Source organism: Streptomyces longhuiensis, from assembly GCF_020616555.1.
In the GTDB taxonomy this organism is placed as follows: Bacteria; Actinomycetota; Actinomycetes; order Streptomycetales; family Streptomycetaceae; genus Streptomyces; species Streptomyces longhuiensis.
This window is the reverse complement of the sequence record NZ_CP085173.1, coordinates 8,024,912-8,051,323: the sequence shown is the minus strand read 5'-3', so window position 1 is coordinate 8,051,323 and position 26,412 is coordinate 8,024,912. Positions and strand designations below refer to the sequence as shown.

Below are 26,412 nucleotides of genomic sequence, written 5' to 3'. Positions count from 1 at the left end.
CGACATGGAGGCCCTGATCACGTTCGCGGCGAGCGCTCTCATGATTGTGCTCGGCCTGAGCCTGCTCCACCGACTCAACGCCCAGCACGACGCACGTATCGCGGCCTACCACTTCAGCGAGCCCTTCCCGGCCATCACAGCCGGCTACCCGGCCGTAGCGACCCCAGGTCGACGGGGGCAAGCCTCCAGCCGCGGGCTCACGGGCACCTGGCCCTGACCTCAGCCCACTCCTCCGACCGAAGGCGCCGCGGGTGGGGTACCAGACACCTGGGCCGCCCCACCCGCCGGCCCCGCGCTCGCTCTTGAAGGGAGCAGGTACCTTGCATCCCACCGACACCGCGACCCTGCCCTCGGCCGGACTCGCCGAGATCCGCATCGTTGCCGCCACCCCCGAAGCCGCCCGTACGGTCGCCGAATTGCTCCGCCATGCCTTCGCCGGTACGGAACAGCGCAGCTACCCCGTTCCCGAGGGCGGTTACCCGGCTCCACCTCACCGTCGACACCGAAGCCGCCGCAGCACCGGCCCTCGCCTGGCTCACCACCAGCAGACCGTCCACGCGCACCGGCGCCTACGGCGACGAAGTCTGAGAAGCATCGGACCTTCACATGAACGAAAGGACTCGGTCATGGCGACCCTCCGCGAGCGGCAGGTCTACCGCGATCAGGTCCTGACCGCCCTCTACGAAGCCACCGAAGGCAACCGTCTCCTCGGAGTCCCGGGGCGGACGCTGCGGAACGACCTGCGCATCCCGGAGGCAGACCTGGCGGCCGCCTGCACCTACCTGGCCGGCGAGGGCCTGATCACAGTGGACTGGGAACCGGGCAACACACCCGCGATGGTCTCCCTCACCCACCAGGGAATCCGCCGCATGGAGGCCGAAGAAGAACAACGCGACTGAGCCGGCCTGTCCGAGGGCCGCCCGCCCGCCGCTCAGTCCGGCATTTACGGCCTGCACGGCCCCACTTGCACACAGAACGAGCGGGACGGGGCCTGCCCGATGGTGCGCTCGTCCTCCCGGCCTGTCTGGCCCGCAGTCGTACAATTGAAACTGGATCGAGCACTCTCACGTGTGACGATCCGGAAGGGCGGCCCTGGCGGAGTGAATGCGCTGGGGCCGTTGGCCGTTACAACGACCCCCGTCGTCTGGCCCACGCGCCCGACGCCACGTCGCGGCCCGGTGCTGGTGACCCACTTCGCGCGCGAGGTTCATTCTGAGGACGCGGCCGAAAAGGGCGAACGTCTCAAACTTGACACACGCCGGTACGTCGGCGCGCGGCGCCACGGTGACCAGCTTGTCAAGGACAGCGGGGATGCCGAGATCATCAGCCAGCACGGCATGGGCGTGTCTCAGCACATCGGCAGGGATCGGCCTGGACGGCTCCTGTGCCCGGTCGGCCACCAGCTGCCGCCAGTGCCCCAGCGTCCGCATGGTGTCCTCGAGTGGAGTACTGGTGAAGTGACCGGCGTGCGGTAACAGCCTGGGGAGCGAATACCAGTGACGGCTGGTCGGTCAGGGCCACGAGACGTTGAGGGCGGGAAACTCATGCTGTCCAGTGAAAGCGGGCCTTGAGCGTGTGCCATCACATTGCGAGTGGCCAGCATTGCTGGTCCTTCTGAGTCGCGTGCCTACATCGCAGGAGCGTGAGTCGTTTCTGTGACGGCTGCGGCACCAAGGGGAAGGAGTGAGGGAGATCAGGGAGGCTGATGTGGTGGTTGATCGGATCGGGCTGGCTGAGGTACTGGCGGCGGCGGAGGGTGCCTCGCCGGTAGCTTCTCTCGATGTTGTGGCGCGGAATCTGCGGGACCGATTCGGTGCGCGACACGTGTCGTTTCTGTTCGTGGATGTGATCGGCCGGAAGGTGGTGCGAGTCAGTCAGGAGACGGCCTCCCAGCAAGGCCGCCAGGCAGATCAGATGCCCCTGGCGGGCAGCGCCTACGACGAAGTTCTGCGCCGACAGGAGCTGGTGCAAACCCAGGACGGCGGGCAAGGCCGGCGGGTGCTTGCCCCGGTCACCAACCGCGGGGACACCATCGGCGTCCTGGAGCTGTTCCTGCCCGAGGTCAGCAAGGACGTACTGGAGCAGGTGGAGGAGGCCGCGCACGCGCTCGCCTACATCATCGTCGCCGACCGACGCTTCACCGACCTCTACCACTGGGGCGAGCGCACCACACCGATGAGCCTGGCCGCGGAGATCCAGCGTCAGCTCCTGCCCTCGGCCCCCTCGTGCGAGGGAGCCGAGTTCGCACTCGCGGGCGCCCTGGCGTCCGCAGACAGCATCGCCGGCGACACCTACGACTACACCCTCGACTACAACACCCTGCACCTGTCGATCACAGACGCCATGGGCCACGACGTCGACGCCGCCCTCATGGCCACCCTCCTCGTCAACGCCTCCCGCAGAGCCCGCCGCACCGGCACCGACCTGGCCGAACAGGCCACCCAAATCGATCAGGCCCTCCTCGACCACGGCCGCCGCGCCTTCGCCACCGGCCAGCTGCTGCGCATCGCCCTCGACAACAACCGCGCCCAGCTCGTCAACGCCGGCCACCCGTGGCCACTGCGCCTGCGCGACGGCACGGTCGACGAGATCACCCTCGCCGTCGACCTGCCCTTCGGCATGGCCGCGCAGATCCCTTACCGGGTGCAGAACCTCGACCTGCGCCCCGGCGACCGCCTCATCCTCCACACCGACGGCATGCAGGACCGCCAAGCGCAAGCCGTCGACCTGCCCGGCCTGATCCGCGACACCGCCGGCGAACACCCGCGCGAGGTCGTGCGCGTCCTGACCGCCGCGGTCACCGACTCCTGCGACGGCCATCTCGGGGACGACGCCACGGTGCTATGCCTGGACTGGCACGGCGCCCACGTCGGAGGGCACCACGCCCATGCCGACGCCGGCGCCTGAACCCAGCCCGCAGACGTAGAGATCCGCACTGCTGCGACTGGCCCTCACCGTCGGAACATGTAGGTTGCCCGCAACTTCCGCTTCACGGAGGGGCGGGGAGGGAGAACCGCATCATGCGAGCGATGCAGTACGACCGGTTCGGCGGCCCGGACGTCTTGAAGGAGGTCGAGTTACCGGACCCCGTGGCGGGGCCGGAAGAGACCTTGGTCGAAGTGGTGGAGGCCGCCGGCGTCAACTTCGGTGACATCAAGGAGATCGCCGGTGAGCTTCGCGAGGGTCCGTACGCCATGAAGGGACCTCTGCCGCGCGTCCCCGGCATGGAGGTCGCCGGCCGGACCGGTGACGGCCGGCGGGTCGTCGGCTACCTCCGCCAGGGCGGATACGCGACGAAGGCCATCGTCGCCGAACGCGATCTGGCACTGCTGCCGCGGGACGTGAGTGCAGGCCAGGCGCTGGCTCTGCTGGTACAGGGGCTGACGGCGTGGCACCTCCTGCGGTCGGTGGCCCGCGTGCGGCCCGGGGAAAGCGTCGTGGTGCACTCCGGCGCCGGCGGGACCGGCAGTCTCGCCGTGCAGCTCGCGCGCGAGTTCGGCGCGGGACGTGTCATCGCGACGGCCTCGTCCGAGGAGAAGCGCGCGTTCACTCTCGGGCTCGGCGCCGACGTGGCCATCGACGGCGAGGCGGACGGCTACCGGGAGCGGGTCCTCGACGCCAATCACGGAAAGCCGGTCGACGTCATCCTGGACGCTGTCGGCGGACCCCTTCTCGACGCCTCTTTGGACGCGATCGGACTTCTCGGCCGACTGGTGACCTACGGAGCCTCGTCCCGACAGACCGCCACCGCCATCGCGCCGGGCCGCCTGGCGGTGGCGAGTTCGGCGATAGCCGGGTTCTGGCTCACTCCACTCATCACCCGTGACGGGGCGGGCGGCCAGGCACTCGAGGAACTGCTCGACCTCACCGCACGCGGACGGCTTCGCCCGCTGGTCGGCAGCGAGTACGACCTCGCGCGTGCCCCCGAGGCACACGCGGACCTCCTCGGCCGCCATACCAAGGGCAAGCTGGTCCTCCTGCCTTGAAATGGCCCGGCGGGACGGTGTCTGTTGCGCCGCTCGACACCGTGGGGCCGTCGCCCGCTTGTCCGTCCTGACCGTAGGACCTGTCGCCCATATCCGTCCGCCGGCTATGTCACCCGAGTTGGCGCGTCGTTGCAGGTTCACAAGGGCCCTCGGCCGCTCGCCGCGGGGCGGACGTCGTGGAACCGCGGCGCCCCGGGCTCGGGAGAGAGCCTGGTGGCCCGGGCGGTGTAGCTGATGGCGTGGTACCAGCCGCACAGCATGAATAAGTCCAGTAGCTGTTCGGGGGTGAACTCCGTGCCGAGACGCGTCCAGAGCGCGGCGTCTATGTCGTGGTGGTCGTGGAGCGCGTCCGTGGCGTCGAGCAGCAGGCGATCGCGTTCCGCTGTCCAGCACGGATCTGCGCTCGTGCCATGGGTCAAGGATGCGACCTGGGCATCGGTGAGTCCGGCGCGTGGTGCGAAGCGTGCGATGTGCACACCCCATTCGTACTCGCAGCCGCAGCGGGCACAGGTGCGGTCGATGACGAGTTCCCGATCGCGCAGACCCAGACTGATGCGGCGACTGAGCTGATAGGAACCCCAGCCGTGCAGGGCCTCGGCAAGTTGCTGGTGGTGTGCGTACAGGCGGAACAGGGCGATGGGGTCCTCGTCGGTCGCCATCATCCGGCGTAGCAGCCCCGCAGTCTCCGGCGCGTAGGGCGCCTCCAATGGGGTGATGCGTTCGGGCATGGAACCTCCCAGTGCTTCTCTTTTCAAAGCGTTGCCGGGGAGCGTAGTGTTTCTGAAATCGAAGCGCCAGGTTTCATGAAGAGAGGACCGGACGATGCCTTCGCCCCCGAAGCCGGGACGCCGAGTGCGTGGCTCGGCCACAGGTCGCCCGCTGATGGCAGCACTCGACCTGTTCGGTCGCCGCTGGACCCTGCGGGTTCTGTGGGAGCTGCGTGACGGGCCGCTGGGTTTCCGGGCGCTCCAGCAGCGATGTGACGACATGTCCTCAAGTGTGTTGCGCCAGCGATTGCTTGAGTTGCTGGAAGCCCGCCTCGTGGAGCGCGGCAGCGAGGAGAGCTACTGCCTCACGACGCTGGGGCGAGAGGCGTGCGACGAGCTGATCGGCCTGCACACGTGGGCGGAGCGATGGGCCGCCGCACTCGAAGCACCCGACCTCACGGGCCAGGAGCGGTGAGGTCCACCGTGGGGGCGCCGCCTGCCCGGCCGCCGGCTACGTCGTTCCCGAAGGCCTATGACGGCCTTCCATGACAGGTGAGGAACTTATGGACTTCCCCGTTTCAGCAGTACGCCAAGCCGTCACCCGGGCACTTGCGGAGGACCATGCGCACGATGACATCACCACCCGCTGGTGCGTCTCCGCGCACCTGCACAACGAAGCCGAGATCATCGCCAAGCAGCCCGGCACGGCCTGCGGCCTGCCCGTCGTTTCCGAGGTGTTTCGCCAGATCGACACCGAGGTTGTCGTGGAGGAACTCATATCAGAAGGAGGCTTCGCGCACCAGGGCCAGGCAGTGGTCCGGCTCAGGGGCAGAACGCGCAGTCTGCTGACGGGCGAACGCACCGTCCTCAACTTTCTGCAACGCATGTGCGGCATCGCCACTCTCGCCAAGACGTATGTCGACATGGTGGCCGACCTGGGCGTGCAGGTGCTCGACACTCGCAAGACAGCCCCCGGTCTGCGTGCCATCGACAAATACGCGGCGGCATCGGGAGGTGTGAGCAGTCACCGGCTCGACCTGTCGGCCATGGCGCTGCTGAAGGAGAACCACATCGCAGCCGCCGGAGGCATCACCGCGGCGATCAACGCCGTCCGCGCAGGAATGGCTGCTGAAGGCCGGGAGACGCTCATCGATGTCGAGGTCGAGAACGTGACACAAGCGGTCGAAGCCCTCCACGCGGGTGCTTCCTGGATCATGCTCGACGACATGACGGTCACCGAGATTGGGCAGGTCGTCAAATTCCGGGATGGCATCGCACCAGGTCGGCGAGTCGTCCTGGAGGCGTCCGGAGGTATCACTCTCAGGCAGCTGAGGCGGGTCGCCGAAGCGGGAGTCGACAAGATCTCAGTAGGCACCCTCACCCACAGTGCGCCGGCGCTCGACCTCAGCATGCTGCTGACCAAGGCGACGGGCACATGAAGTCACCTGCCCACGTGATGTCTTCCGCTGTCCCGTGAGAGGGCAGCCGGCCTTCGGACCCGGCACGGCTGTCGCCGTTGGTGAACGGATGCCCCGGGGGCGTCACCGGACCTCAGACGCTGGCAGACCACTGGTCAGGTCAGGGTCGCGGCCACCGATGTCAATGCGGGTCGTGAGGTTCGTCGACACGTGGAGGTGGCGAGCAGCGCCGTGGCAGGGCCGGACGCCGACGGCTGATCAGGCTGGTCCACCAAAGCCCCCAGGTTTCGGAACGTCTGATCGGTGAGGTCTTCACCGCGCTGGACGCGCAGACCGACTGTCCGCATCAGGATCTGACCCCACATCCTCATCCTCATCCTCATCGGCATCGGCTTCGGCTTCGCCATCGCCATCGCCATCGCCATCGGGGGCAGTCAGCGACTTCCTGCCCGCATCGCCACCTCCAACGACAGCAAGATCCCCCAAGAACACCAGCACAACCGAGCATTCCTTGCCTCGCCAGGCAATGCGTCGATGTCTCTGCGCGGCAGTGCCTTTGGCCAAGTGCCAACACCGATCACCCCGTAACCAGAGTCATAGGGGCCCCGCACCCAGAGATGAGGAAACCCCGCATGACCGCGCACCTCCCCTCACTCACCACCCCCTTGTGCCGCCGACTCGGCGTCGAGGTACCGATCTTCCAAGCACCGATCGGTTCCGCGGTCTCCCCTGAGCTGGTCGCCGGCGTCTCCAACGCGGGTGGACTCGGGATGCTGGCGCTGACTTGGACTCCGGTCGAGAAAATCGCTACGGTCCTCGGCCAGGTCCGCGAGCTGACCGAACGCCCCTTCGGCGCCAACCTGGTGCTCGACTTCCCCATCGCCGACAGGCTGGACGCCTGCCTGGAAGGCGGAGTTCCGGTCATCTCGACCTTCTGGGGAGACCCGGCCACCTGCACCGCCCGTATTCATGCCGCGGACGCCTTCCACGTCCACGCCGTCGGATCGCCGGACGAAGCCCGACATGCCGCCGATGCCGGAGTCGACGCGGTCGTGGCACAGGGATGGGAAGCCGGCGGACACGTCCACGGCCTTACGGCCACCTTCCCCCTGGTACCGGCAGTGGTCGATGCAGTGTCCCCGCTCCCCGTGATCGCCGCCGGAGGGATCGCCGACGGTCGGGGGCTTGCCGCGGCGCTCACCCTCGGAGCTCAGGCCGGATGGATGGGTACACGGTTCCTCGCCGCCGCCGAAGCGCGTACCCACGACATCTACCGGCGCCGTGTCGTCGACGCACGAGCCGAAGAGGCCCAGTACACCGGCTGCTTCGACGACGGCTGGCCGAACGCCCCACACCGGTCCCTGCGCAACAGCACACTGTCCTCCTGGGAAGCAGCCGGCTCCCCGCCTTCGGCTAGGCCGGGCGAGGGCGACATCATTGCGTGGGACGCCGAAGACACCCAGTACCTGCGTTACCAAGACGCCGTACCGCTGGCCGGCATGACAGGCGACGTAGACGCGATGGCACTCTACGCCGGGCAGTCCGCCGGTCTGGTCCGTGACATTCTGCCGGCGGCAACGATCGTCGCTCGGACCATGGCCGAGGCGAAGGGCGCAATGCTGCCCGAGTTTTGAGCCCACACGGCCCGCGCCACTCGTGCCGCGGACGCCGTCCATGCCTGACGAAGTCTCGGTGCGTCTCGGTGCGTCTCGGTGCGTCTCGGTGCCAGTGTCTGCTGGACGGCACCGTCTATCGGCACCAGCACTCTGCGGGTGCCGATAAATCATCCGCGCAGGTCAAGGCCTTGATTACCTATCGGCGAGCCGCGCACACCGACCTTTGATCGTCTTCCCGCGGACCAATGCGGTCGGCATCGTGATCTCTCGTGCTGCTGCGCCTGGCCTACCTCGCCGCCACCAACGCCTTCGCCTCGCTACGTCTGCTGCCAATGAGCGAGCGGGACAAGGACATTGAGATCCCCGCCCTGCGGCACCAGCTGATGAACGATCTTGTGGTGGCTGATGTGATTACGGCGTCGGAGCCGTCTTGGATGGCTGCGCGTGCCGAAAAACCTCTTCGAGTCCGCACGGCATGATGATCACTCATGCTCCTGCGCCTCGCCTGTCTGCCTGCCTGACCGTGACGAATGCCTGCGCCACACTGCGACTGCTCCCGACGAGTGGCCGCGCCAAGGACGCCGAGCCCCTCTCGTGCAGCACTCGCGCTCACGGTGTGGCAGTCGTTGGGGCGCCAGGCCGGCGTAGCCCCGGACCCGGACGACGCACGGGCCGGGCGACAGATACACGCCAATCTCCCGGCCCCCTCCCGCCACAGGTCAAGTGGCCCCCTGACTTCCCTGACACAGTGGCGAGTTGCAGCTACATTGCCGTTGCTCCACATCGCTCCCATCCCCCACGCCTGCACACCCCGTCCTCATGGAAAGGGCCGCCAGCCGTGATCGATCACGCTGTTCCTTCGCCCCGCCGGAGCCGTCCCAGACGCTTACGTATCGCCGCGGTCACCGCTGCCGTCGCCGCCGCCCTCACCCCGGGCCTCGGCCTGACGGGCGCGGCTGACGCCCACGCGGCCCCCAGCTCCGTCACTGTTGCCGCCGGCCCTTCGGCCCCCACCGGCACGGATGTCACGTACGAACCGGACTCCTCCACTGCCACGATCACCTGGTCCGGCAATGCCCGGAAAAACGTGGCCGGTTACCGCGTCTTCCGCCGGCCGGCAGGCGAAGGGGCACCCCCTGCCGAAGTCATCAGCGGTGACGCACCACTGGCTGTGACCTCCTTCACGGATCACCCGCCCGCCGACGGCGCCACCTACGCCTATTGGGTACGTGCCGTCGACCGGGCCGGCCGTGAGTCGTCCGACAGCTCAGCCGTGTACGTGAGCACGGCCGACGCGACCGCGCCCGAAGCACCGACGAGTCTCACCGCGCAAGGCACGACCGCGGGGAACACCCTGCGGTGGACAGCTCCCCCGGGTGACTGGGACCACTTCGAGATCTCGTCGGATCCCGATACACGGCCGTATCCGGACGAGGGGGCCACCACCACGTCCTTTACGGCCCACACGGACCTGTCGGCCCCCACGGGCGTCTCCGTCTCGTACCGCGTCCGGGCCGTCGACGCCGCGGGGAACGCGTCCGCGTACAGCGAAGCCGTGACCGTGACCCGGCCCGAGCCGGTCGGCCCCACGCCCGCCTTGGTCGAAAGCCAGGTCATCGACGGCGCCGCCCACCTCTGGTGGGACGTCAACTCGGAAATGACGAACTACTACCACGTCTACCGCCGCAGCCCCGGCGAGCAGGCCTGGACCCTCGTCGGCACCCCCTACGCCTCCTCCGGCTCCTGGGTCGACCCCCAGCCCCTGTTCGGATACACGAACTACTACATCGTCAACGTCGACGAGGCGGGCAGAGAGTCGGCACCCGCCAGAACCAGCGTTCAACCGTAGGCATGGCCGGGGCTGACATAACGTCAGCTCCGCACCTCGGCCGTCGGTTCGTGCGGTCGGGGCCGAACACCGTGACTGCGAACAGCTGAACCAGCCGGCCCGGCGCCGGCGCTGGTACGCCAGGGCCGGCCGTCAGGCCAGGTCGAGCAACTGCTCGTAGAAGCCGCCGAATCCGCGGCGGCGGTCCACGAAATGCAGTTCCAGGATCCAGTGGCAGACCCGGCCGAGCCGGTCCGCACGGCGCAACGGAGTGTCGTTGTCCGGCGTGATGTACGACTCCGCCTTCATCCCATCGATGGTCTCGTGAGGGAACTCCCCGACCAGATGACCCGCGTGCCAGATACCGATCTCCCAGCCTGCCTCCGCCGCGAGCTTCTCCACCGCGCGGTACAACTCACGACCGGTGATCTCCTGATCCGCGGCAAAGACTTCCCGCCCCGCGTCGAAGACGCGCGGCAAATCGGTCAGCAACCGATGCTTGTCCGGATCGTCACCGAAGACATACGTCCGGCCGAAGTCCGCCTCGTACTCCTCGAAGATCGGTCCGAAGTCCGCGAAGGCGACGTCGTCCGCCTCGATGACACGGTCCGGCGGGTTCTCCCGATACGGCGCAAGCGTGTTCGCCCCGGAGCGAATAATGCGCTTATGCCAGTGCTTGGTCGTACCGAACATCTCGTTCGCCAGATCCCTGATGCGGTCACTGGCTTCCCGCTCCCCGACCCCCGGCACGACGATTCCACGCGCCTCGACCTCTGCGAAGAGCTCGATGGCCTTCTCCTGCGCAGCCACGAGCCCCGCCACCCGCTCGGCCTCCGGTACCTCTCCACGGCTTGCTTCCACCGACACAGCTCCCCCTGTCCATGCGGCACGCCCCAGTCCGGCATGCGTACCAGTCATGCTAGCGACGGGTCTCATACGTGATCGGGTGACATCTGAACTGGCTCGCCCTGCGGGGCGGGCGAGAACGATGCCGTTGTGCCGAAGCCGCATTTGGCGGAGTTCCGCGAGGCTGAGGTGCGGGTCGCGAGGAACCGCGGTGCGGAGGAGACCCTGGAGCAGCCGCCCGCCGGCTACCGCTGCGGGTCGTCAGGCGAGGACATTGACGGCTCGAGCGACGACGAGCCCGAGGATGAGCAGCGAGACGATGGACTGCACAGCCATGACGATCTTGGCCCAAGGCGCCAGCGGCATGACGTCGGTGGGGCTGAAGGCGGTGGCGTTGGTGAAGCCGAGGTAGAGGTAGTCGATGTAACGGGGGCGCCACTGCGTGGCGTTCAGTTCGGGGGCCAGGTGTTGGGGAAAGGCGAGAGCGGGGGTCGGCGACATGGAGTGAGCCCGGGCGGCGGCTCCGCCACTGTCGAGTTCGAAGTACAGGAGGGAGAACGCGAGGACGGTGAGGACCCACACGCTGCCGCTGGCCTGCAGGAGGGCGTCGGCGGAGTTGGTCTCGCTACCACCGTGCATGAGGTCGTCGACCAACCGGATGGTTGACCAGATGGCACCGCATGCCAGCACGCTGACCAGGGCGATCGATACCGCACGCATGGCAGCCGAGCGGCGGCTGATTCGAACCGGGTCGCCCACGATCAGCACCACCAGGAACAGTCCTTCGACAAGGGGGAGCGTCCAGCGGGGTCCCAGGCGCAGGTCGTCGGGCAGCAGCAGAGTCAGCACCGCGGCGGCGATGACGGCTCCGGCCATCGGCCATCTGGCCTCGCCGTACGGCGCTTGCTGTGGCTCGCGCAGATTGCCCGCATCAGAAGGGCGCTGTCCGGTCATGTTCGGCTGCCGTCCGAGTTCAGGTCGGCGAGACTGGTGTAGCCCGGACCGGCCACGGTCGTGTCCTTTCGAGTGTCATCGCCTCATTGTGCGGACGGGCAGCCGCGCCGGTGTCCTGTGACACGCGGAGCACATCACTGCTCGTCAGGATTGCGGGCCTGCGGGCTGACCTTGTCGGTCAGGGACGGCAGCGCCGCGGCAAGAAGATCAGCCGCTTGTTCTGCCGTCATGCCAGTGGCTTCGGCGAAGGGCGAAGGGAGCGAAGACATCAGCAGCCAGGGCCGAATGCAGCTGTTCTCCGGAGACGGGAAAGTGTGGAATTCCGGCGCGCCCCGTCCAAACTCTCGAAAGTCGTATGCCGCCGTCGCGGGACTTCGACACCAATGGCACGGTAACTTGCGCAACTACGGACCTGGAGCGCGCAGTTCGAGGCTACTGACAGAATCCCGCTGCCGCTCCCGACCGTACGCACACGACGAGGACCTCAATTCCCCGTCCCGGCACCACAGTTGCCAACACCACCCAGCTCCCCCGGCGCACGCTCACTTCCACTACGAGAACCTCAGCCACCCTCGCGTGTTGCTCGTGGCAGTCACGCTCTCGTAGCGGGCGCCGGCCTCTTCTCGGCTGTCAGAACTCTGCCGCAGCGGGCCTGGCGCTCCCCCCGGTGGTCAGGGACCTGAGCGGCCGGGTCAGGGGCTGGCGCGATGGATACTGACGGCGTAGCCACCGCCGTCGTAGGCGTCGGCGTCCCAGGTGGCAAAGCGGTCGACGAGGGCGAGGCCCGCCGCAGTGCAACTCGCGTCGTACTCCGGCAGCGTGATGCCGGGCGGCACGGGCAGGTGGGCGGCGTCCAGGCCGAAGCCCGCGACCAGCAGCCCGCCCGGACGCAAAGCCCCGGCCAGGCGCTTGACCACCGCGGCCTCGGTACCGGCGGCCAGCAGTGGGAAGACATTGCCGGCAGCGAGGACCAGGTCGAAGTCCGCCGCGATGCCGAGCAGGGCCGGATCGAACTCGGCGAGATCGGCCCGGAACCACGGCAGCTCCGGCGCGTGATTCCGCGCCACGTCCAGCATCGAGTCGTCGAGGTCAATCCCGACGCAGTCGTACCCCAGCTCCGCCAGCCGGATCGCGCCCCGTCCGGTACCGCACCCGGCGTCAAGCACCCGTGCCCCGGCGGGCACCAGGGCCGCACAGAACCGCGCCTCACCATGCACATCCTTGCCGTTGCGGGCCAGCGCGGCGAAGCGCGCGGCGTACTCGTGTCCGGATGTGCCACCGGTCAGTTCCTGCCAACGACTCATGAGATCGACTATAGGCCGCTATAGGCCGCCCTCCAGCTCCCGGTGCCTTCACTCCTCCTCGCGCTGCTGCCAGGTCGGGCCGGAGCGTTGCGTGGCGGGGTCGATGCCGGCTGCGTGGAGGATCTCCCAGACTGTGGACGGGGCGATCGGGTAGCCGAGGCGGGCGAGTTCGCCCTGTATCCGGCGGTGGCCCCAGGTGCTGTTCTCTCGGGTCAGGCGCAGGACGAGGGCTCGGATGGAGCGGACGGTGCGGGGGCGCTCGGACTGCTTGTTGCAGAGGGTTGTGCCTGCGAAGTCCCATGTTCGGTCGACATGTTTCGCAATGTGCCGACAGCCGTCTGCACCTCGTCTCGTTCTGGCGATTACTGCGTGACCTGTGCGTGCCGGTCGCGTTCACCGGCAGTGCAAAAGATCATCACGTGTGGCCGCTGGATCCGGTGTGCTCCGGGGACCGGCATTCTCGGTAGCGTGACCATCTGCTGCATGGAGTGTCCATGTGTCCGGCTGATCCGTGCGACGGCTTCCGACGGAGAGTGATGAGGCGGCAATGAGTGAACTGACGAAGCCCGAGGTCGACGTTCCGGAGGGTGACGCTCCTACCGAGCTGACCATCCGGGACCTGGTCGTCGGGGACGGGGCTGAGGTGAAGCCGGGCATGGTGGTCAGGGTCCACTATGTCGGGGTGACCTTCGAGTCCGGGAAGGAGTTCGACGCCTCCTGGGACCGGGGCCAGCCGTTCAAGTTCGCCCTGGGCAGTGGCAAGGTCATCAAGGGCTGGGACCGGGGGGTGAGGGGGATGAAGGTCGGCGGTCGGCGCGAGATCATCGTTCCCCCGCGTCTTGGCTACGGCAAGCAGTCGCCCTCGCCGTCGATCCCGGCGGGCTCGACCCTGGTCTTCGTGGTGGACCTGCTGGACTCGTATTCCAGCACAACCGGGTGGAGCAGCGCCTGGTGACCTTGGCGGCTCCTCCCCTGCGACGAGCCGCCTCACGTCGGTCGTCGGCCCTTTCGGCCACTCCAGCGCGGTCGAGTGCGACCGCACCGGGCTGCCCATCCGGATAACCAACCCCCGCGGCGTCGTGACCCGCTACCGTCGCGACCCCCTCGGCCACCCGGTGGAGGTCACCGAGCCGAGCGGCGCCACCACACTCCTGGAATGGACGGTCGAGGGCCTGCTCACCCGCCGGACCGCCGCTGACGGCGCGGCCGAGTCGTGGACCTACGACGGGGAGGGCAACCGGACCAGCCACACGGACCGTCTCGGCGGCACGACCCGCTACGAGTACACCCACTTCGACGTGCTCGTCGGCCGCACGGGACCTGATGGCGGCCGTCACGAGTTCACATACGACGAGGAACTCCGGCTCACAGAAGTCACCAACCCCCAAGGAACGAGCTGGAGCTACTCCTACGATCCGGCAGGCCGGCCGCAGGCGCCCAAAGCGAACGCGATCTGCGAGAGAGTCATGGGCACCCTCCGCCGCCGGCTCCTCGACCGCATGCTGATCTACAACGAGGCCCACGCTCGCGCAGTCCTGGGCCGAATACATCAGGCGCTACAACGGGACCGTCCCCACCAGTCCCGGCAGCAACTACCCCCGGACAGCGCCGAACCAGCCACTCCGGCCACCGTCACCAACCTCCAGGCCCACCGGATCCGGCGTCAACGCCTCCTCCGAGGCCTGATCAATCAGTACGAGGGAACCGCCTGACCATACGCCCTCACCGCAGCTCACAGCACCGAATCGTATTTTCGAGCGGCACAGGCACCGCCGGATCTGATCCACGGTGAGCTAGCGGCGCTGGGCATCAAGGCCGGCGCCTCCACCGTCTGGGAGATCCTCAAGGAGCACGGCATCCCGCCCGCGCCCGAACGGCAGAGCGCGACCTGGGCGGACTTTCTGTGCAGCCAGACCGACGCACTGATCGCCTGCGATCTCTTCGAGGTCCGCACCCTGGCTGGGGCGCGGCTGTACGTCTTCGCCGTCATCGAGCACTCGACAAGGCGCATCCGGGGCCTGGGCGCCACCGCGCACCCGACCGCGCAGTGGATCGTGCAGCTCGGGCGTAACCTCCTCATGGACCTCGATGACGTCGGCAGCAAGGCCAGACTCCTGATCCGCGACCGCGACTCGAAGTTCACGACCGCCTTCGACGCCCTTGTGGCCGACGCCGGCCGGAAGGTGATCACCACAGGCATCCAGATGCCCCGGATGAACTCCCTCATGAAGCGCTGGATACAGACCTGTCGACGCGAGCTCCTGGACCGCACCTTGATCTGGAACCAGAGCCATCTCCTCTACGCGTTACCTGAGTTCGAGACCCATTACAACGAGCACCGACCCCACCACTCCGCCCGCTCCCCCAACCGGTCAACGGCCCACCGCAGCTCGGGGACTTGAAGGTCCGCCGACGAGACCGACTCGGCGGAACCCTCCGCGAGTACCGACACACCGCTTGACCAGACCGGATGATTTTTCGGCACCCGCACGGTCGGGCACTGCGAAGCCCCGGGCCGCAAGCAACGGCCGCACCTGCCGAATCGCCGTCGAGACGGTCGAGCGGTCGACGCCGTACAGCTCGGCCAGGACCTCCTGCGGCAGTTGATGGCGCAGGTGCACCAGGGCAAGAAGCAGCCGGTCGCAGAGGACCAGCTTCGGCTTGCGCATGGCGCCGGCCGCCCTGCGGCGTTCCCCACCTCGGGCTTCGCGAAGTCCGGGCTGCCGCGCGGCCTCCCACGGGGCGGCGAGTTCGGCGAACAACTCGCCCAAGTGTGCGCGGGAGACACCAGACAGGGCAGGATGGGAGCAGGCCGCGCGGGCCGAGGTCAGCTTCACAACTCGCCTAACCCCCATGGCCCTTGCTACGGCCGACCAAATCAGCCGGAACGTCGCTGCGAGGGGCAACCGCTTCACATGGGCTCAACCAGAGCCGCCCGCCACTCCGGGCGCGGATCAGCCCCCACACTCGTCCAGTACTCCCGGCCACGCACGATCCGTCCCTTCTGGATGGTCCAGAACGAGGCCACGCGGAACACGCCGAACTCGTCATGCGGCACCTCGACTTCGGAGACCACCTCGCTGCCGTCAGCCACGATCCGCAGCACCCGAATCGACCAGCCCCCCGGGTATTCGCTGTTCACCGCGACGAAGTTCTTGTTGCCAACGATGCGCTCCGCGCTGACCGGCCACTCGACCACGACGTCCTCCGCGACCAAGTCGGCGACACCTGACCAATCGCGCGCCTGGATCCGATCCCACAATGCCTCGATCACTCCCGAAGGTTCCATGGGGGCACCCTTGCATGAACCACTGACACCCCGGCCCTGGGAGCCCAGAGGCGACCCGGCACATCGCCCCTCAAGCAGCCGCTCTGCCGCTGATAGATCCCAATGCCGTCAGGGCTTGCAGATCATTGACACGTCGTCTTGATCTTGTTGCGGGTCTCGCCGGTTTGACTGAGGACCCGAGCCTGGAGGGCCGCAAGGACGACGGGTGGCGTGGTCGCGGGTGGGATGACGATGCCGTATGACTCGAACAGTTCCTGTTCTTCAGACGAGTGCGGTGCGCTACGAGCGTGACCGGAGCGTCGACGCCACAACACGGCTGGCTCCCCTCCCGGCCGTGTTCATTCGTGCTCGCGGACATCCATCCACCACTATGAAAGGAAACATCCGATTTGCCTGGAGGCCTTGCATGCACGGTGACGGTTTTCCTGCCCCGGATTCCGGGCTCCTCCTCACTCACTTTCTGACGGTGGCCGACGTAGCCCGATCTCGTGCCTTTTACGCCGACGTTCTCGGCGGTGAGGTGGTGCTCGAGGAGAACCCCTGCACCATCAAGCTCGCCAATGGATGGATCATCATGAATCCGGGAGGCGGCCCCACCCCAGACAAGCCAGACGTCATCCTGCGCCCGCCCACCGACCCGAGCACGGTCAGCAGCTTCCTCAACCTCCGTGTCGCCGACATCGAGGCATGTCACCGAGAGTGGAGCGCGAAGGGCGCCGAGTTCCTCACGCCACCCATCGATCGCAAGGCCGAGCTGAGGTGCTACTTGCGCGATCCGGACGGCTATCTCATCGAAGTCGGGCAGGCCACCGGCATGCTGCAGGGCGTCTACGCCGACCCGCCCGCCGGCACAAGCTAGTGGCCCGTCACGCAGCCTCGGCCAATGAGCTCCTCGGTTCCCCTCCAGGCGCCAACTGGCCGCATCGCCAGGTGACCAGGCCCAACTTCCGGGCGTGAGTAGTGTCAGCGCAGCTGGCAGGCTCGGCCGGGCTGCAGAACAGCAGGCGCCCGCCAGAGTCCGTGACAACCACCGACTTCACGGCGTTCTGCTTGTTCTTCCCGGAGATGAACTTGTCCCGGTCCTTACGTCCGGCTGCCGGACGACGCCCCCGGGTGCTTCCCGCGGCCCTCCCCGGCGAGCGGCGGATCGAGACCGCCCCCAACTACGCCACCGGCCAGGCGCAGGCCGTGCTTGCTTCAGCCCTGGCCGCGCACCCGGCACTGCGCCTCAGATCGCTTCGGCCTCGGGGCGGACGACCTGCTCGGCAAAGGTGCCCAGTCGCGTGGCCAACTGCTCGAGCGCGGGCGCCGCGTAGTGGTCGGGGCTCCAGCATGCGTGGATGGGGAGCTGGACGGGAGCGCCATCGGTGTCGAGGACGAGTACGGGACGAGTACCGAATCGCGGCAACTCGGTCCCGATCGCGACGCCACGCCGCCCTGCCGCCAGGGCGTGGCGCATCTGTTCCCACGGGACCTCGGTGTGGCGTTGATACCGGAGTCGGGCCGCGATGACAGCTGCGTCGAGAACGGTGCGCGTCGGGTCCGTTCGGCCCGGAAGGAGGAGAGGCTGCTTCATCAGCTCGTCCAGCGTGACGCTGGTGTCGCGGCCCCAGGGGTGGCCCGGGTTGACGTAAGCGTGGAGCGGCACGCGGGTGAGGCGTTGCCAGGCAAGGCCGCCCGCGGGGGGCACGTTCGCGGCGATGCCGAAGTCGTGTCCGGCGGCGACCGCCTCGTGCACCTCGTCGCCGAGGACCGAGACGACGGCGATGAACGGGTCGTCGTCGTCGAGGGTGGCGACGAACGGAGCGAGGACGTAGTCCAGCGTGGTGGGGGCGGCCACGCAGGAGATCCGGGTCAGCTGTCCGTCGGCCAGCTGTCCCGCGACCGTCGTCAGCCGGTCGGCCCGGGTGAGTAGGTCGTGCGCGACGTCGAGCGTGTGGCGGCCCGCGTCCGTGAGGGATAGCCGATGGCCGTTGCGGCGGAAGAGCGTGACGCCGAGGTCGCGCTCCAGGCGCTGGATCTGGCGGGACACCGCGGGCTGAGCGATGTGTAGCTGGTTGGCGGCGGCCGTGACGGTACCGAGTTGCGCGACAGTCAGAAAGCACCGTAGGTGTCGTAGCTCCATGCCTCATCATGCCGAAACGGCATCATGATGGGTAGTAGTTAGGTCTTGGACAGGAGTAGGTGACCGGGATCACCATCTCCTCCATGGCCTCCTCAGACATCTCGTTCAGCAACTGGCTCACCCCACCTCACCACCGACTCGGTCTGCACCGGGTCGAGGACGTGGTTCCCTGCACGACCATCGCTCGCGGTGAGGCGTCGGCACGCATGCTGGTGCCCGCGAGTGAGCCCTTGGACTGGGAGCTTCTGACCGTGCCGGGCCCCCAAGGGGGGCCGATCAGCGCAGAGGAGTTCCTCGCTCGCACGCACACCGACGGCATCCTCGTGCTGCGCGGCGACACGATCCTCGCAGAGCGCTACTTCGGTGAGTTCACCTCCACGTCTCACCACATCGTGATGTCCATCTCGAAGTCGTTCGCCGGCATGCTGGCCGGGGTGCTGGCCGGCGCCGACCTCCTCGACCTCGAGGCGACCGTCCCGACGTACGTCCCGGAGCTGGCGGCGGGTTCGTACGCCGGTGCCACCGTGGGGCAGCTGCTCGACATGACCGCGGCGCCGCACTACGACATGTCGTACCTGGAGCCCACCGCCGAGGTTCACGCGGGCGACCGCGCTGCCGGATGGCGGCCGCGCCAGCCCGAGGACGTGGTCGGCACCCGGCCGTTCCTGGCCCAGTTGCGCGGCGCCGGCCGGCACGGCGCCGACTTCCAGTACTGCTCGGGGACCACCGACGTCCTCGCGTGGGTGCTCGAACGCGCCGGCGGCGCGGGCTACGGCGAGCTGATGCGGCGACATCTGTGGTCGTGGATCGGCGCCGAGGACGACGCCTTCGTTACGGTCGACGACCACGGAACGCCCTATGCGTGTGCCGGGATGGGGATGCGACTGCGCGATCTCGCGCGATTCGGGCACCTGGTTCTCGACGACGGGTGGCGCGAGGGCACACCCGTGGTGCCGGCTGACTGGATCGCGCGGACGCGCCGCGGGGGGCACTTCGCGACCACGGCGGAGTCCGACTCGGCGGCGGGTGGCACCTACAAGAACCAGTGGTGGATTCCGGGCGACGACCACGGGTCCTTCTACGGTGTCGGCATATTCGGCCAGTACCTCTGGCTCGACCCGCAGAGCGACGTCGTCATCGCGAAGTTCTCCGCCGCCGACCAGCCGGTAGCCGACACACCCGCTCACCTGGACGCGCTGGGCGCCATCGCCCGTGCGGCCGCCCTGACCCGGCAGGAGGCATGAGATGGACCGCAACCGATCACACCGCGAGTCGATAGAGCAGCACTCGATCGACTACGTCCCGCCCGAGGAGCGCCACGGCAAGCCGTGGCACCTGTTCACGGTCTGGTTCTCCAGCAACGTTCAGATCACCGGGTTCGTCACCGGCATCCTGGCGGTCACCCTCGGACTCGACCTTCCCTGGGCGGTCGCCACCATCCTGATCGGCAACCTCGTCGGTGCCGTGTTCATGGCCTACCACTCGATCCAGGGTCCCCGTCTGGGCGTGCCGCAGATGATCCAGAGCCGTGCGCAGTTCGGATTCCTCGGCACGCTGCTGCCGGTCGTGATCGTCCTGTGCATGTACATGGGATTCGGTATCGAGGGTGGCGTCATCACCGGGCAGGCCTTCGCGAACTGGGCCCACATCTCGTTCACTTGGTCGGTGATCATCCAGGGCGCGGTCCCGGCGGTCATCGCGATCGTCGGGTACAAGGTCATCCACCTGTCGACCCGGGTGGTCAGCGTGGTCTCGGGGCTGCTGTTCCTCGCCCTCACGATCGCGTTGGCCGGTCACTTGCCGGAACACCTGCCGAGCGGCCCGGCTCCGTCGTTCGGCACCGTCCTGCTCGTCATATCGATCTTCGTCTCGTGGCAGCTGACCTGGGCGCCGTACGTCTCGGACTACTCTCGCTACCTCCCCGAGGACACCCCGTCGCGGACCACGTTCCTGTGGACCTACGCCGGCTCGGCTCTCGGCTCCTCGTGGGTGATGATCCTCGGCGCGTTCGCCGCCACGATCAGTGCCGAGGCGGTGGGCAACGATGCCATCGGCATGCTCAGCCAGCAGATCCCGGCGCTGAGCTCGGCCATCCTGCTCGCCATCGTCATCGGCATCGTCCCTGCCGGCGTGTACGGCTACTACGGTATGTACCTCACCGCGATCAGCGCCTTCTCGGCCAAGGGCCACGGCTCGGCGACGCCGCTGGTGCGCGCCGTCTTCATCGTGGTGAGCGCCGCGCTCACGATCGCAGCCACTTTGATGGCAAGCGGCCACATCCTGAGCACTGTCGAGAACATCACGTTGTTCCTGCTGTACCTGCTGGTGCCGTGGACCGCCATCAACCTCACCGACTACTACGTCGTACGGCGCGGCCACTACGACGTCGGCGAGCTCTTCCGGCCTCGGGGCGAGTACGGCTTGGTGAACTGGCCGGCCGTCGTTGTCTACCTGGTCGCCATTGCGGCGCAGATCCCCTTCATCAGCAGCAGCCTCTACACCGGGCCGCTGGTCGACTACCTGGGCGGCGCCGACATCTCCTGGATCGTCGGCCTGCTCGTGGCGACGGTGCTGTACCTGGCCTATACGCGGCGTACCCGAAAGGTCGCACAACCCGTCGGCGCGCGGGCATCGGCACCCGGCTCGGACGCGCCGCTTCCGGTCGACTGAGCATCCAAGGTCTGCGCAAGCCTCGACGGGGGATGCTCGCCGACGAGGTCGGGCGAAAGGGATCCCGATGGGCGTCGATGGGGGCCGTCGCGTGCTGGATGCTCCGGATCGTCGTCACCGTGCGATCAGGACGGCGATGTGAAGCTGGTCAGATCTCGGCAGTGCGTAGTGCCGAGGACAGGAGCGGGGCCGACGTCACCTCGGTCGGGGTCGCCAGGTCGATCACTACGGCCGGCACGATCACGCCGGCGGGAATCCACTGGGCCTTGTTCTGCTGCACCACTCACCACGCTGGCGGCAGCCGGCATGCGCCGCATCCCGGCGGGCGCGGCGGAGCGCTCATGCGACGAGAACGCCGGGGTGCGGGGCGGCGTCGAGCCGGATGCGATGGTTCGTCACCGCATCCGGCTCGTCGGACCGTCGAGACCATCGCGTCGAGGGTGGAGAACGCCGGCAACTCCAGCCCCGGCCCCGACGACTCTCTCCAGCGCGATGTTGATCAGGTCGGCCGGGCGGTTCTTCGCCGCGGCCTCCTTGCTGATCGACGCCTCGGCAATCCGGCGGGCCTCGGCCTGGTCGTACGTCGCCCCACCAGGTGGCGCACCTCCGTGCGCTGCCGCTCCGCCTTCCGGCCCGTCGCCCACAACGGCACGGTGCCCTCCGGCAGCTCCACCGCGCGGCGGACGAAGTCGACCACCATCTCCGGGTATTCGTCCGGCTTCGGGAACCGACCCATCCGCTCCGTTCCACGGACCGCTCGCTCACCCGCAGTGCGGCAGCGATCTTCCTGTTCTTCTGCCCGTCTCCGAAGCGTTCCCCGGCCGGCCTGCAGCTTCGAGCGAACAGACCCTCATGATCGAGAACTTCCCGGAAGGAACGTTCCCCCACTCACCCACTGACCTGGGGATTCACGGAACTCCGGACAGAGCCAGATTCGCCATCAGGAGGACGATCCGGGTGCCTTGCCGGGGCCTCTGGAGCAAGCTCCCAGCTGGGAAGAGGGCGGTGAACTCCTCCAACGCCAGGTTCCAAACCGTCGGCGAGCAGGCCAACGCCACCCTGAAGAGTTGGCGGCTCCTGCGCAAACTCCGTTGCAGCACTGCCCGTATCACCGACATCGTCAAGGCCGTGCTGGTCTTGCACCTCGCCACGGCAGCCTGAGGTCGCTGCGGCCAGAGGCAGGACAAGACAGCGCCGCCATCAACGACAGCAAGGGTGCCCGCTCGCCGTGGCAGACGTCAGAGTCACCTACGACAAGACCGTGGACGCAGCGTACATTTACCTCGCCGAACCGCAGGCCCGCGTGAAGTCCGCGCGCATGTATCCCTGCGATCCGGTGGACGTCGCCGGCATGATCAACCTCGACTTCGACGAGCAGTGCCGCCTCATCGGAATCGAGGTGTTGGGGGCCAGTTCAAAACTGCCCGAGTACCTGCTCCAGGCCACGGAGCGACTGGATACCGAAGGTGCATGAAGCAGTCGAGCACCACGCTCGCGGCGACCGCGGTACGCCTTGCAGCAGGTTGGAAAGGGCTAGTGCCGCCACTGCCGCTGCCACTGCCAAGGCAGTAGAGGCCACCCGGTCCAAGCACAACGAGCTGCCGGCTGAAAACTGTGAGAGCCCGCCCCTACCCAGTTCCGTCAGCCCAGTATCTGGGTCGCACCCTCCACCGACTGCACAAACCTGATCATCTCCGTGTGATAAGCGCTCTTGGACGGGTCCGGGAAACGGTCTGGCATTTTCACCAGCACCTCTTCCCCCGCTACCCAGGCGACGATCTCTACGCTACGGCGCCGGAGCCTGACCGGCTCCCCGCCGAGCTACGTCGTGCCTACGCGGAGCGTTTGCGCACCGCACTCATCTCCTAGGGCCGCATGCCGTATGGAAGGGTCGGTGGCACACGAGGGTTGGGGGCAATTCTGCCGGTTACGGTTGGTGCTGGCTCGTCAGAGGTGCGCCGTCCGCGAGCCTTCGGGGGCCTGCAGAGCCGGATTTGAACCCCAGTTGGAAGAAGCCCGGTTGTTTCTATGCTTCTCCCATAGTCACCCACGGGAGAAGCGGGAGGCCCCTCGGCACGTTCGAGATCCCCTTACGGAACTGTTGGTGCGTCGCCTCGGGGAGCAGCACCGCCGTTCCGTGACGCCGCGCAATCAGCACGGCTCGACGGCAGGTCTGAGGGTCGCCCTCCTGGCCGTCGGCGACTCCATGGATGAGGCCGTTGTGCGCGCGCCCGTGGGCGTGCATCGACCTCCAGCTCTGCACGGCCGCGCGGTGCGAATCGGTTGCATTCGACGCCCCGGCGATCCTGCCTGCTTCCGCGACAAGGGCACAGGAGTATGGACTTCCCGCCGACGTCGCAGAGAGTACTCAGCTTCCGGAGACGTACTCGAACGGTGCGCAGGTGCCCCAAGTGTCGTCCATATCGCGGCATGTGAGCGCGCCGGTGGAGCTGATGGACATGGTAGGCGAATACACGTTCCTGCCGTTATTCATGCTCGTCGTCCCGTCGGGGTTCTCGACCGCGGTCGAGACGGCCTGGAACTGGTGGGTTCCAAGGTTGGGCACGGAGCAGTTCGCCAAGCTGCTGTACCAGATGTCGCCGGGGTTGATGACAATCCCGGCGGCCGGGTACCGACTGAGCGGGCAATCCTTCGGATCGCCCCCGTACAGGTACTGCACCAGTACGGATGCCGTGACTTGATCCTTGCTGTCGTTCCTCACAGCCACGCCGAACGCGGCGTCATGGCCGGTGACACGCACACAACCGCGCGCCTTGAGGACCTCGGATCCTTCGGGTGTCGATCTCCACCCCGAGCAGTAGGTGTTCGTCTCCGCGAACTCCACGGTCGGCGACGCAGGCTTCTTCGCGGCCGTCGGTTTGGCGCTGGTGCCCTGTGCCGCACCTGTGGCCACCGCCGGGGCGGACGGTGACGATGCGCTCTTCGATGTGCGAGGTGGCATGGAGCGCGCTGGCGTGGCAGATCGGGAGTCCGCGGCCAACCCGGCGCTGTTGTCGCCGTCCGGTTTGTTGATCAACGCGAGGGCAACGGCGGTCAGCAGGCCGGCGACCGCCACCACCGCCACGACAGTGAACGCCGCGCGGTGGGCGCCAAAGGTCATGTGCTTTGCCTGGTATGCGTCGCCGCCCACCCGAGAGCCGTCGGAAATCTCGTTGCTGGTGCGGTCGGTGGAATCTGACGCTGCGGGCGCGGGGACGGCAGGGGACGGAGAGTCGGAAGTGGACCTGGAGTTCGACCTGTGTGATGCCACCGAACTATCGCCCTTGGCCTCGAGAGCCGCGGAACGAGAAGCGCCCCTTGAGGTTCACGTTCTGCCCCTGGATGACGGACCCGTGCACCGTGCCGGAGACCTGATTGGAGATCTCACGGGCGGAGCCAGGGTCGGCTGCGTTCAGCCAGTCACGCAGGTCCGCAGCGAAGTCCGGATCGCTCTCGATATACCGAGCCAGCGCCGTGGCGAGAGCCGTGGGGTCCGAGGCGGCGTGGTCGATGGTCGCTGTGGCCTCGGAGTCGCGCCGGAAGCGGTGCCGGATCATCTCCAGTGCGTTGTCCACAGCGCGGGTGCCGACGCTGTTCAACGCACCCTGTCCGACGGCTGTGGCGACCGCCACCGCAAGCGATGATGCGTCCATGTACCCCTCCGACAACTGGCCTGCGCGCACGACTGGCGGCCGGGCGGCTCACTCGCCCGGGCCGGCGCAGGGTTAGATGATGCCAGAGGGATCCCTTGAGTGGCGACTCAACTCATGCTGTGCGCACGGTTGTTGAGACGAAGGAAAGGGTTCGCGTGCACATGGTGTCGGGCCCTCGTCGGGTCGGTCCGCTGAGGCACCTTGATCAAGCTCAAGGCTCGTCACACCACTCGGTGAGAGGTCACCTCCCGAGTGCCGCTGCTACCTCACATCCGTCCCGACCGTGCTGCCCTGCACGGCAGCAGCTGCACCGATACTCGCCACCTCCTGCGAGGCGTCACTGATCGGATACCCGGCGTCCATCGACATCTGCTCCGCTGTCTCCAGCGAACTCACCCCAGCCCCGTACGCGGACACCACCTCCTCCAGGACCGCGTCCAGCCCTCCGCGCGCCCGGCCATGTACAACCGCTGCACGAACTTCAACAGCGATCGGCTCGGTGTGTGTAGTAACGGCGCCTCCATGCGCGTCATGCTTCTCCGTCCCAGGCAGGACGCGTCCCGCACGGCTCAGCCTTCCCGACCCGTGGACACCGTCTTCACCTGCGTGAACTCTTCTGCCAGGGTGATCACTTCATCCTGCAACCATTGTGCCGAGGAGTCGCGATGAGCCGCCGTGCGTCCAGACAACGTGCTGCCATCCTGTCCGCCCTGACCTGCCTGCTGGCCGTGACCGCCGCCGCGCCCGCCGAGCCGTCGGGGGTGGATCGCCCCACGAAGAGGCAGCAGGAGAGCCTGCTGGACGTCGTGCCGAAGTCCAAGGTGCTGCGCGTGTGCACCACGGGCGACTACCGCCCGTTCACGTACAAGGAGCCGAAGGACGGCTCGTACAGCGGCATCGATATCGACATGGCCCAAGACCTCGCGAAGAGCCTGGGCGCCAAGGCCCGTTTCGTCGACACCACATGGGCGAATCTCACGAAGGACCTGGCGGGCGGGAAGTGCGAAATCGGCGTCGGCGGCGTCTCGATCACGCTTCCCCGCGCCCGCCAGGTGTACTTCAGCGAGCCGACCCGCGAGGACGGCAAGACGCCGATCGTGCGCTGCGCGGACAAGGACAAGTACCAGACGCTCAAGGACATCGACCAGGCCGGGACGACCGTGGTCGTCAACCCGGGCGGCACGAACGAGCAGTTCGCCCGCGCGAACATCAAGCAGGCCACCATCAAGGTCCACCCGGACAACACCACGATCTTCGACGAGATCGTGGCGGGCCGGGCGGACGTGATGATGACCGACGCGAGCGAAACGCTCTACCAGGCGAAGCTCCACCCCGAGCTGTGCTCGGTCCACCCCGACAAGCCGTTCACGTACGCCGAGAAGGCGTACGCGACGCCGCGCGGCGACCGCGACTTCCAGGAGTACGTGACCCAGTTCGTGCATCTGGCGACGCACGACGGGACGTACGCCAAGTACGAGGCGGAATGGATGAGTTGAGCCGAAGCGCGCTCTGCAGGGCACCATCACAGTCACCCGGCTCGACCGGCTCTTCTAGTCCGTCCAGAACCTCATCATCGTGGGCATCGAACTGCGAGGCTGCGGTATCCGCATCCAGGCCGTCGAGCAGAACGTCGGCAGCAACACTCTCGAAGGACGCGACTTGATGCCGCCATGGCAGATAAGTCAAGACGTCCCCTCAGCGAGCTTCGCCAAGGCGAGACAGTCCAAGCAATGATCACTAATCACGAGCCATGGGCCTCACAGCAGAGCTCAACGGATACGAGCCCGTGGACGCCTCGCTAGATTTCAATCGCCGTGGCAGCGAGCCGGGAGAGAAGCGACTCGCGCAGGAACTTGCCCCTGTGAGCGCGACCGCCGGCCTCGTCATAGGCAAGCTGCGGGCGTGGGACCACAAGCCGGGGATATGGGGTGGACCTCACGGCGTCCAGTCACGGCGCAGGCTGATCGTGCCCCCTGCATGCCCGATCAAGCGGGAACCCTCTGGGAACAAGGCTCA

General features: G+C 67.5%; 27 protein-coding genes and 4 pseudogenes. 20 read left to right on the top strand and 11 right to left on the bottom strand.

The genetic code is table 11. The annotated features are described in order from the left end of the window. Nucleotides 1-4: 4 nt before the first annotated feature. The 5 genes and pseudogenes from LGI35_RS36730 to LGI35_RS36710 all read left to right on the top strand — a co-directional run bounded on the left by LGI35_RS36730 (nucleotide 5) and on the right by LGI35_RS36710 (nucleotide 3,986). The gene (locus LGI35_RS36730; RefSeq protein WP_227298568.1) at nucleotides 5-217 is read left to right on the top strand and encodes a hypothetical protein; all 213 of its coding nucleotides are present in this window, start codon (nucleotides 5-7) and stop codon (nucleotides 215-217) included. Between the two features lie 103 nt (nucleotides 218-320). After that, nucleotides 321-588, top strand: a pseudogene (locus tag LGI35_RS36725) (hypothetical protein). 38 nt (nucleotides 589-626) lie between these two features. Continuing rightward, nucleotides 627-899, top strand: a complete 273-nt coding sequence (locus tag LGI35_RS36720; RefSeq protein ID WP_227298567.1) for a hypothetical protein — start codon at nucleotides 627-629, stop codon at nucleotides 897-899. 808 nt (nucleotides 900-1,707) lie between these two features. Further along, complete coding sequence (locus LGI35_RS36715; RefSeq protein ID WP_227298566.1) at nucleotides 1,708-2,907, top strand: PP2C family protein-serine/threonine phosphatase; 1,200 nt, start codon at nucleotides 1,708-1,710, stop codon at nucleotides 2,905-2,907. A gap of 113 nt (nucleotides 2,908-3,020) precedes the next feature. Further along, on the top strand, nucleotides 3,021-3,986 hold the full coding sequence (locus LGI35_RS36710) for a quinone oxidoreductase family protein (RefSeq protein WP_227298565.1): 966 nt from the start codon (nucleotides 3,021-3,023) through the stop codon (nucleotides 3,984-3,986). Between the two features lie 137 nt (nucleotides 3,987-4,123). Here LGI35_RS36710 and LGI35_RS36705 read toward each other — a convergent pair whose 3' ends face one another. Then, the gene (locus LGI35_RS36705) at nucleotides 4,124-4,714 is read right to left on the bottom strand and encodes a carboxymuconolactone decarboxylase family protein (RefSeq protein WP_227298564.1); all 591 of its coding nucleotides are present in this window, start codon (nucleotides 4,712-4,714) and stop codon (nucleotides 4,124-4,126) included. Nucleotides 4,715-4,868: 154 nt separating this feature from the next. On the opposite strand from LGI35_RS36705, the gene LGI35_RS36700 reads away from it, so the two are divergent. The 5 genes from LGI35_RS36700 (at nucleotide 4,869) to LGI35_RS36680 (ending at nucleotide 9,576) form a co-directional block, all read left to right on the top strand. Continuing rightward, on the top strand, nucleotides 4,869-5,168 hold the full coding sequence (locus LGI35_RS36700) for a winged helix-turn-helix transcriptional regulator (protein WP_227298563.1): 300 nt from the start codon (nucleotides 4,869-4,871) through the stop codon (nucleotides 5,166-5,168). Between the two features lie 88 nt (nucleotides 5,169-5,256). Then, nucleotides 5,257-6,132: a carboxylating nicotinate-nucleotide diphosphorylase gene (gene nadC, locus LGI35_RS36695; RefSeq protein ID WP_227298562.1), complete on the top strand. Its 876-nt coding sequence runs from the start codon at nucleotides 5,257-5,259 to the stop codon at nucleotides 6,130-6,132. 611 nt (nucleotides 6,133-6,743) lie between these two features. Continuing rightward, complete coding sequence (locus LGI35_RS36690) at nucleotides 6,744-7,745, top strand: NAD(P)H-dependent flavin oxidoreductase (RefSeq protein ID WP_227298561.1); 1,002 nt, start codon at nucleotides 6,744-6,746, stop codon at nucleotides 7,743-7,745. Nucleotides 7,746-7,996: 251 nt separating this feature from the next. After that, a complete protein-coding gene (locus LGI35_RS46665; protein ID WP_227298560.1) occupies nucleotides 7,997-8,206 on the top strand; it encodes a hypothetical protein in 210 nt (69 codons plus the stop codon). A gap of 359 nt (nucleotides 8,207-8,565) precedes the next feature. Beyond that, a complete protein-coding gene (locus LGI35_RS36680; protein WP_227298559.1) occupies nucleotides 8,566-9,576 on the top strand; it encodes a fibronectin type III domain-containing protein in 1,011 nt (336 codons plus the stop codon). Between the two features lie 132 nt (nucleotides 9,577-9,708). Here the strand turns inward: LGI35_RS36680 and LGI35_RS36675 are convergent, their stop codons facing one another. The 4 genes and pseudogenes from LGI35_RS36675 to LGI35_RS36660 all read right to left on the bottom strand — a co-directional run. Beyond that, the gene (locus LGI35_RS36675; protein ID WP_227298558.1) at nucleotides 9,709-10,365 is read right to left on the bottom strand and encodes a M24 family metallopeptidase; all 657 of its coding nucleotides are present in this window, start codon (nucleotides 10,363-10,365) and stop codon (nucleotides 9,709-9,711) included. A 297-nt stretch (nucleotides 10,366-10,662) separates the two neighbouring features. Further along, on the bottom strand, nucleotides 10,663-11,355 hold the full coding sequence (locus LGI35_RS36670) for a hypothetical protein (RefSeq protein WP_227298557.1): 693 nt from the start codon (nucleotides 11,353-11,355) through the stop codon (nucleotides 10,663-10,665). Between the two features lie 692 nt (nucleotides 11,356-12,047). Next, a complete protein-coding gene (locus LGI35_RS36665) occupies nucleotides 12,048-12,659 on the bottom strand; it encodes a class I SAM-dependent methyltransferase (RefSeq protein WP_227298556.1) in 612 nt (203 codons plus the stop codon). 63 nt (nucleotides 12,660-12,722) lie between these two features. Next, nucleotides 12,723-12,890: pseudogene (locus LGI35_RS36660) on the bottom strand (integrase); the annotation flags it as partial. 316 nt (nucleotides 12,891-13,206) lie between these two features. On the opposite strand from LGI35_RS36660, the gene LGI35_RS36655 reads away from it, so the two are divergent. The 3 genes and pseudogenes from LGI35_RS36655 to LGI35_RS36645 form a co-directional block, all read left to right on the top strand. Further along, nucleotides 13,207-13,614, top strand: a complete 408-nt coding sequence (locus tag LGI35_RS36655; RefSeq protein WP_279348677.1) for an FKBP-type peptidyl-prolyl cis-trans isomerase — start codon at nucleotides 13,207-13,209, stop codon at nucleotides 13,612-13,614. A gap of 124 nt (nucleotides 13,615-13,738) precedes the next feature. Next, nucleotides 13,739-14,371 carry an integrase core domain-containing protein gene (locus LGI35_RS46660; protein ID WP_423835750.1) on the top strand — a complete coding sequence of 211 codons (633 nt, stop codon included), beginning with the start codon at nucleotides 13,739-13,741 and terminating at the stop codon, nucleotides 14,369-14,371. Between the two features lie 69 nt (nucleotides 14,372-14,440). Further along, nucleotides 14,441-15,120: pseudogene (locus tag LGI35_RS36645) on the top strand (integrase core domain-containing protein); the annotation flags it as partial. Here LGI35_RS36645 and LGI35_RS36640 read toward each other — a convergent pair. Beyond that, nucleotides 15,032-15,328: a helix-turn-helix domain-containing protein gene (locus LGI35_RS36640; protein ID WP_227298555.1), complete on the bottom strand. Its 297-nt coding sequence runs from the start codon at nucleotides 15,326-15,328 to the stop codon at nucleotides 15,032-15,034. The pseudogene LGI35_RS36645 and the gene LGI35_RS36640 sit on opposite strands and share 89 nt — an antisense overlap. Before the next feature lie 242 nt (nucleotides 15,329-15,570). Beyond that, nucleotides 15,571-15,948: a nuclear transport factor 2 family protein gene (locus tag LGI35_RS36635; protein WP_227298554.1), complete on the bottom strand. Its 378-nt coding sequence runs from the start codon at nucleotides 15,946-15,948 to the stop codon at nucleotides 15,571-15,573. A gap of 406 nt (nucleotides 15,949-16,354) precedes the next feature. Here LGI35_RS36635 and LGI35_RS36625 point away from each other — a divergent pair, with 406 nt between their 5' ends. Beyond that, nucleotides 16,355-16,807 (top strand): VOC family protein, encoded by a 453-nt coding sequence (locus tag LGI35_RS36625; RefSeq protein WP_227298553.1) that lies wholly within the window; start codon nucleotides 16,355-16,357, stop codon nucleotides 16,805-16,807. Between the two features lie 369 nt (nucleotides 16,808-17,176). On the opposite strand, the gene LGI35_RS36620 is transcribed toward LGI35_RS36625, so the two are convergent. After that, nucleotides 17,177-18,073, bottom strand: coding sequence for a LysR family transcriptional regulator (locus LGI35_RS36620; protein ID WP_227298552.1), 897 nt, complete (start codon nucleotides 18,071-18,073; stop codon nucleotides 17,177-17,179). Nucleotides 18,074-18,156: 83 nt separating this feature from the next. Between LGI35_RS36620 and LGI35_RS36615 the strand changes: the two genes are divergently transcribed. Next, nucleotides 18,157-19,317, top strand: a complete 1,161-nt coding sequence (locus tag LGI35_RS36615) for a serine hydrolase domain-containing protein (RefSeq protein WP_227298551.1) — start codon at nucleotides 18,157-18,159, stop codon at nucleotides 19,315-19,317. Between the two features lies 1 nt (nucleotide 19,318). Beyond that, nucleotides 19,319-20,743: a purine-cytosine permease family protein gene (locus LGI35_RS36610; protein ID WP_227298550.1), complete on the top strand. Its 1,425-nt coding sequence runs from the start codon at nucleotides 19,319-19,321 to the stop codon at nucleotides 20,741-20,743. Nucleotides 20,744-20,891: 148 nt separating this feature from the next. On the opposite strand, the gene LGI35_RS36605 is transcribed toward LGI35_RS36610, so the two are convergent. Next, on the bottom strand, nucleotides 20,892-21,023 hold the full coding sequence (locus LGI35_RS36605) for a hypothetical protein (RefSeq protein WP_323182924.1): 132 nt from the start codon (nucleotides 21,021-21,023) through the stop codon (nucleotides 20,892-20,894). Nucleotides 21,024-21,688: 665 nt separating this feature from the next. Here LGI35_RS36605 and LGI35_RS36600 point away from each other — a divergent pair. Together LGI35_RS36600 and LGI35_RS36595 are read left to right on the top strand one after the other, a co-directional pair. Next, a pseudogene (locus LGI35_RS36600) lies at nucleotides 21,689-21,904 on the top strand (IS5/IS1182 family transposase); the annotation flags it as partial. A gap of 67 nt (nucleotides 21,905-21,971) precedes the next feature. Then, nucleotides 21,972-22,217, top strand: coding sequence for a DUF2283 domain-containing protein (locus LGI35_RS36595; RefSeq protein ID WP_227298549.1), 246 nt, complete (start codon nucleotides 21,972-21,974; stop codon nucleotides 22,215-22,217). Between the two features lie 894 nt (nucleotides 22,218-23,111). Here LGI35_RS36595 and LGI35_RS36590 read toward each other — a convergent pair. Beyond that, on the bottom strand, nucleotides 23,112-23,864 hold the full coding sequence (locus LGI35_RS36590) for a hypothetical protein (protein ID WP_227298548.1): 753 nt from the start codon (nucleotides 23,862-23,864) through the stop codon (nucleotides 23,112-23,114). Between the two features lie 154 nt (nucleotides 23,865-24,018). Next, nucleotides 24,019-24,396: a hypothetical protein gene (locus LGI35_RS36585; protein ID WP_227298547.1), complete on the bottom strand. Its 378-nt coding sequence runs from the start codon at nucleotides 24,394-24,396 to the stop codon at nucleotides 24,019-24,021. Nucleotides 24,397-25,061: 665 nt separating this feature from the next. Between LGI35_RS36585 and LGI35_RS36580 the strand changes: the two genes are divergently transcribed. Next, complete coding sequence (locus LGI35_RS36580; protein WP_227298546.1) at nucleotides 25,062-25,892, top strand: transporter substrate-binding domain-containing protein; 831 nt, start codon at nucleotides 25,062-25,064, stop codon at nucleotides 25,890-25,892. A gap of 79 nt (nucleotides 25,893-25,971) precedes the next feature. Beyond that, entirely contained in the window at nucleotides 25,972-26,130 is a 159-nt protein-coding gene (locus LGI35_RS36575) for a hypothetical protein (RefSeq protein WP_227298545.1), read from the top strand. Nucleotides 26,131-26,412 lie beyond the last annotated feature (282 nt).

Excerpts from the sequence above, each read along its gene's own strand:
- LGI35_RS36730 (WP_227298568.1), top strand. The coding sequence starts at position 5 with ATGGAGGCCCTGATCACGTTCGCGGCGAGCGCTCTCATGATTGTGCTC.
- LGI35_RS36720 (WP_227298567.1), top strand. The coding sequence starts at position 627 with ATGGCGACCCTCCGCGAGCGGCAGGTCTACCGCGATCAGGTCCTGACC.
- LGI35_RS36710 (WP_227298565.1), top strand. The coding sequence starts at position 3,021 with ATGCGAGCGATGCAGTACGACCGGTTCGGCGGCCCGGACGTCTTGAAG.
- LGI35_RS36705 (WP_227298564.1), bottom strand. The coding sequence starts at position 4,714 with ATGCCCGAACGCATCACCCCATTGGAGGCGCCCTACGCGCCGGAGACT.
- LGI35_RS36700 (WP_227298563.1), top strand. The coding sequence starts at position 4,869 with ATGGCAGCACTCGACCTGTTCGGTCGCCGCTGGACCCTGCGGGTTCTG.
- nadC (WP_227298562.1), top strand. The coding sequence starts at position 5,257 with ATGGACTTCCCCGTTTCAGCAGTACGCCAAGCCGTCACCCGGGCACTT.
- LGI35_RS36690 (WP_227298561.1), top strand. The coding sequence starts at position 6,744 with ATGACCGCGCACCTCCCCTCACTCACCACCCCCTTGTGCCGCCGACTC.
- LGI35_RS36670 (WP_227298557.1), bottom strand. The coding sequence starts at position 11,355 with ATGACCGGACAGCGCCCTTCTGATGCGGGCAATCTGCGCGAGCCACAG.
- LGI35_RS36665 (WP_227298556.1), bottom strand. The coding sequence starts at position 12,659 with ATGAGTCGTTGGCAGGAACTGACCGGTGGCACATCCGGACACGAGTAC.
- LGI35_RS36655 (WP_279348677.1), top strand. The coding sequence starts at position 13,207 with ATGAGTGAACTGACGAAGCCCGAGGTCGACGTTCCGGAGGGTGACGCT.
- LGI35_RS36640 (WP_227298555.1), bottom strand. The coding sequence starts at position 15,328 with ATGCGCAAGCCGAAGCTGGTCCTCTGCGACCGGCTGCTTCTTGCCCTG.
- LGI35_RS36635 (WP_227298554.1), bottom strand. The coding sequence starts at position 15,948 with ATGGAACCTTCGGGAGTGATCGAGGCATTGTGGGATCGGATCCAGGCG.
- LGI35_RS36625 (WP_227298553.1), top strand. The coding sequence starts at position 16,355 with ATGCACGGTGACGGTTTTCCTGCCCCGGATTCCGGGCTCCTCCTCACT.
- LGI35_RS36620 (WP_227298552.1), bottom strand. The coding sequence starts at position 18,073 with ATGGAGCTACGACACCTACGGTGCTTTCTGACTGTCGCGCAACTCGGT.
- LGI35_RS36615 (WP_227298551.1), top strand. The coding sequence starts at position 18,157 with ATGGCCTCCTCAGACATCTCGTTCAGCAACTGGCTCACCCCACCTCAC.
- LGI35_RS36610 (WP_227298550.1), top strand. The coding sequence starts at position 19,319 with ATGGACCGCAACCGATCACACCGCGAGTCGATAGAGCAGCACTCGATC.
- LGI35_RS36590 (WP_227298548.1), bottom strand. The coding sequence starts at position 23,864 with ATGACCTTTGGCGCCCACCGCGCGGCGTTCACTGTCGTGGCGGTGGTG.
- LGI35_RS36585 (WP_227298547.1), bottom strand. The coding sequence starts at position 24,396 with ATGGACGCATCATCGCTTGCGGTGGCGGTCGCCACAGCCGTCGGACAG.
- LGI35_RS36580 (WP_227298546.1), top strand. The coding sequence starts at position 25,062 with ATGAGCCGCCGTGCGTCCAGACAACGTGCTGCCATCCTGTCCGCCCTG.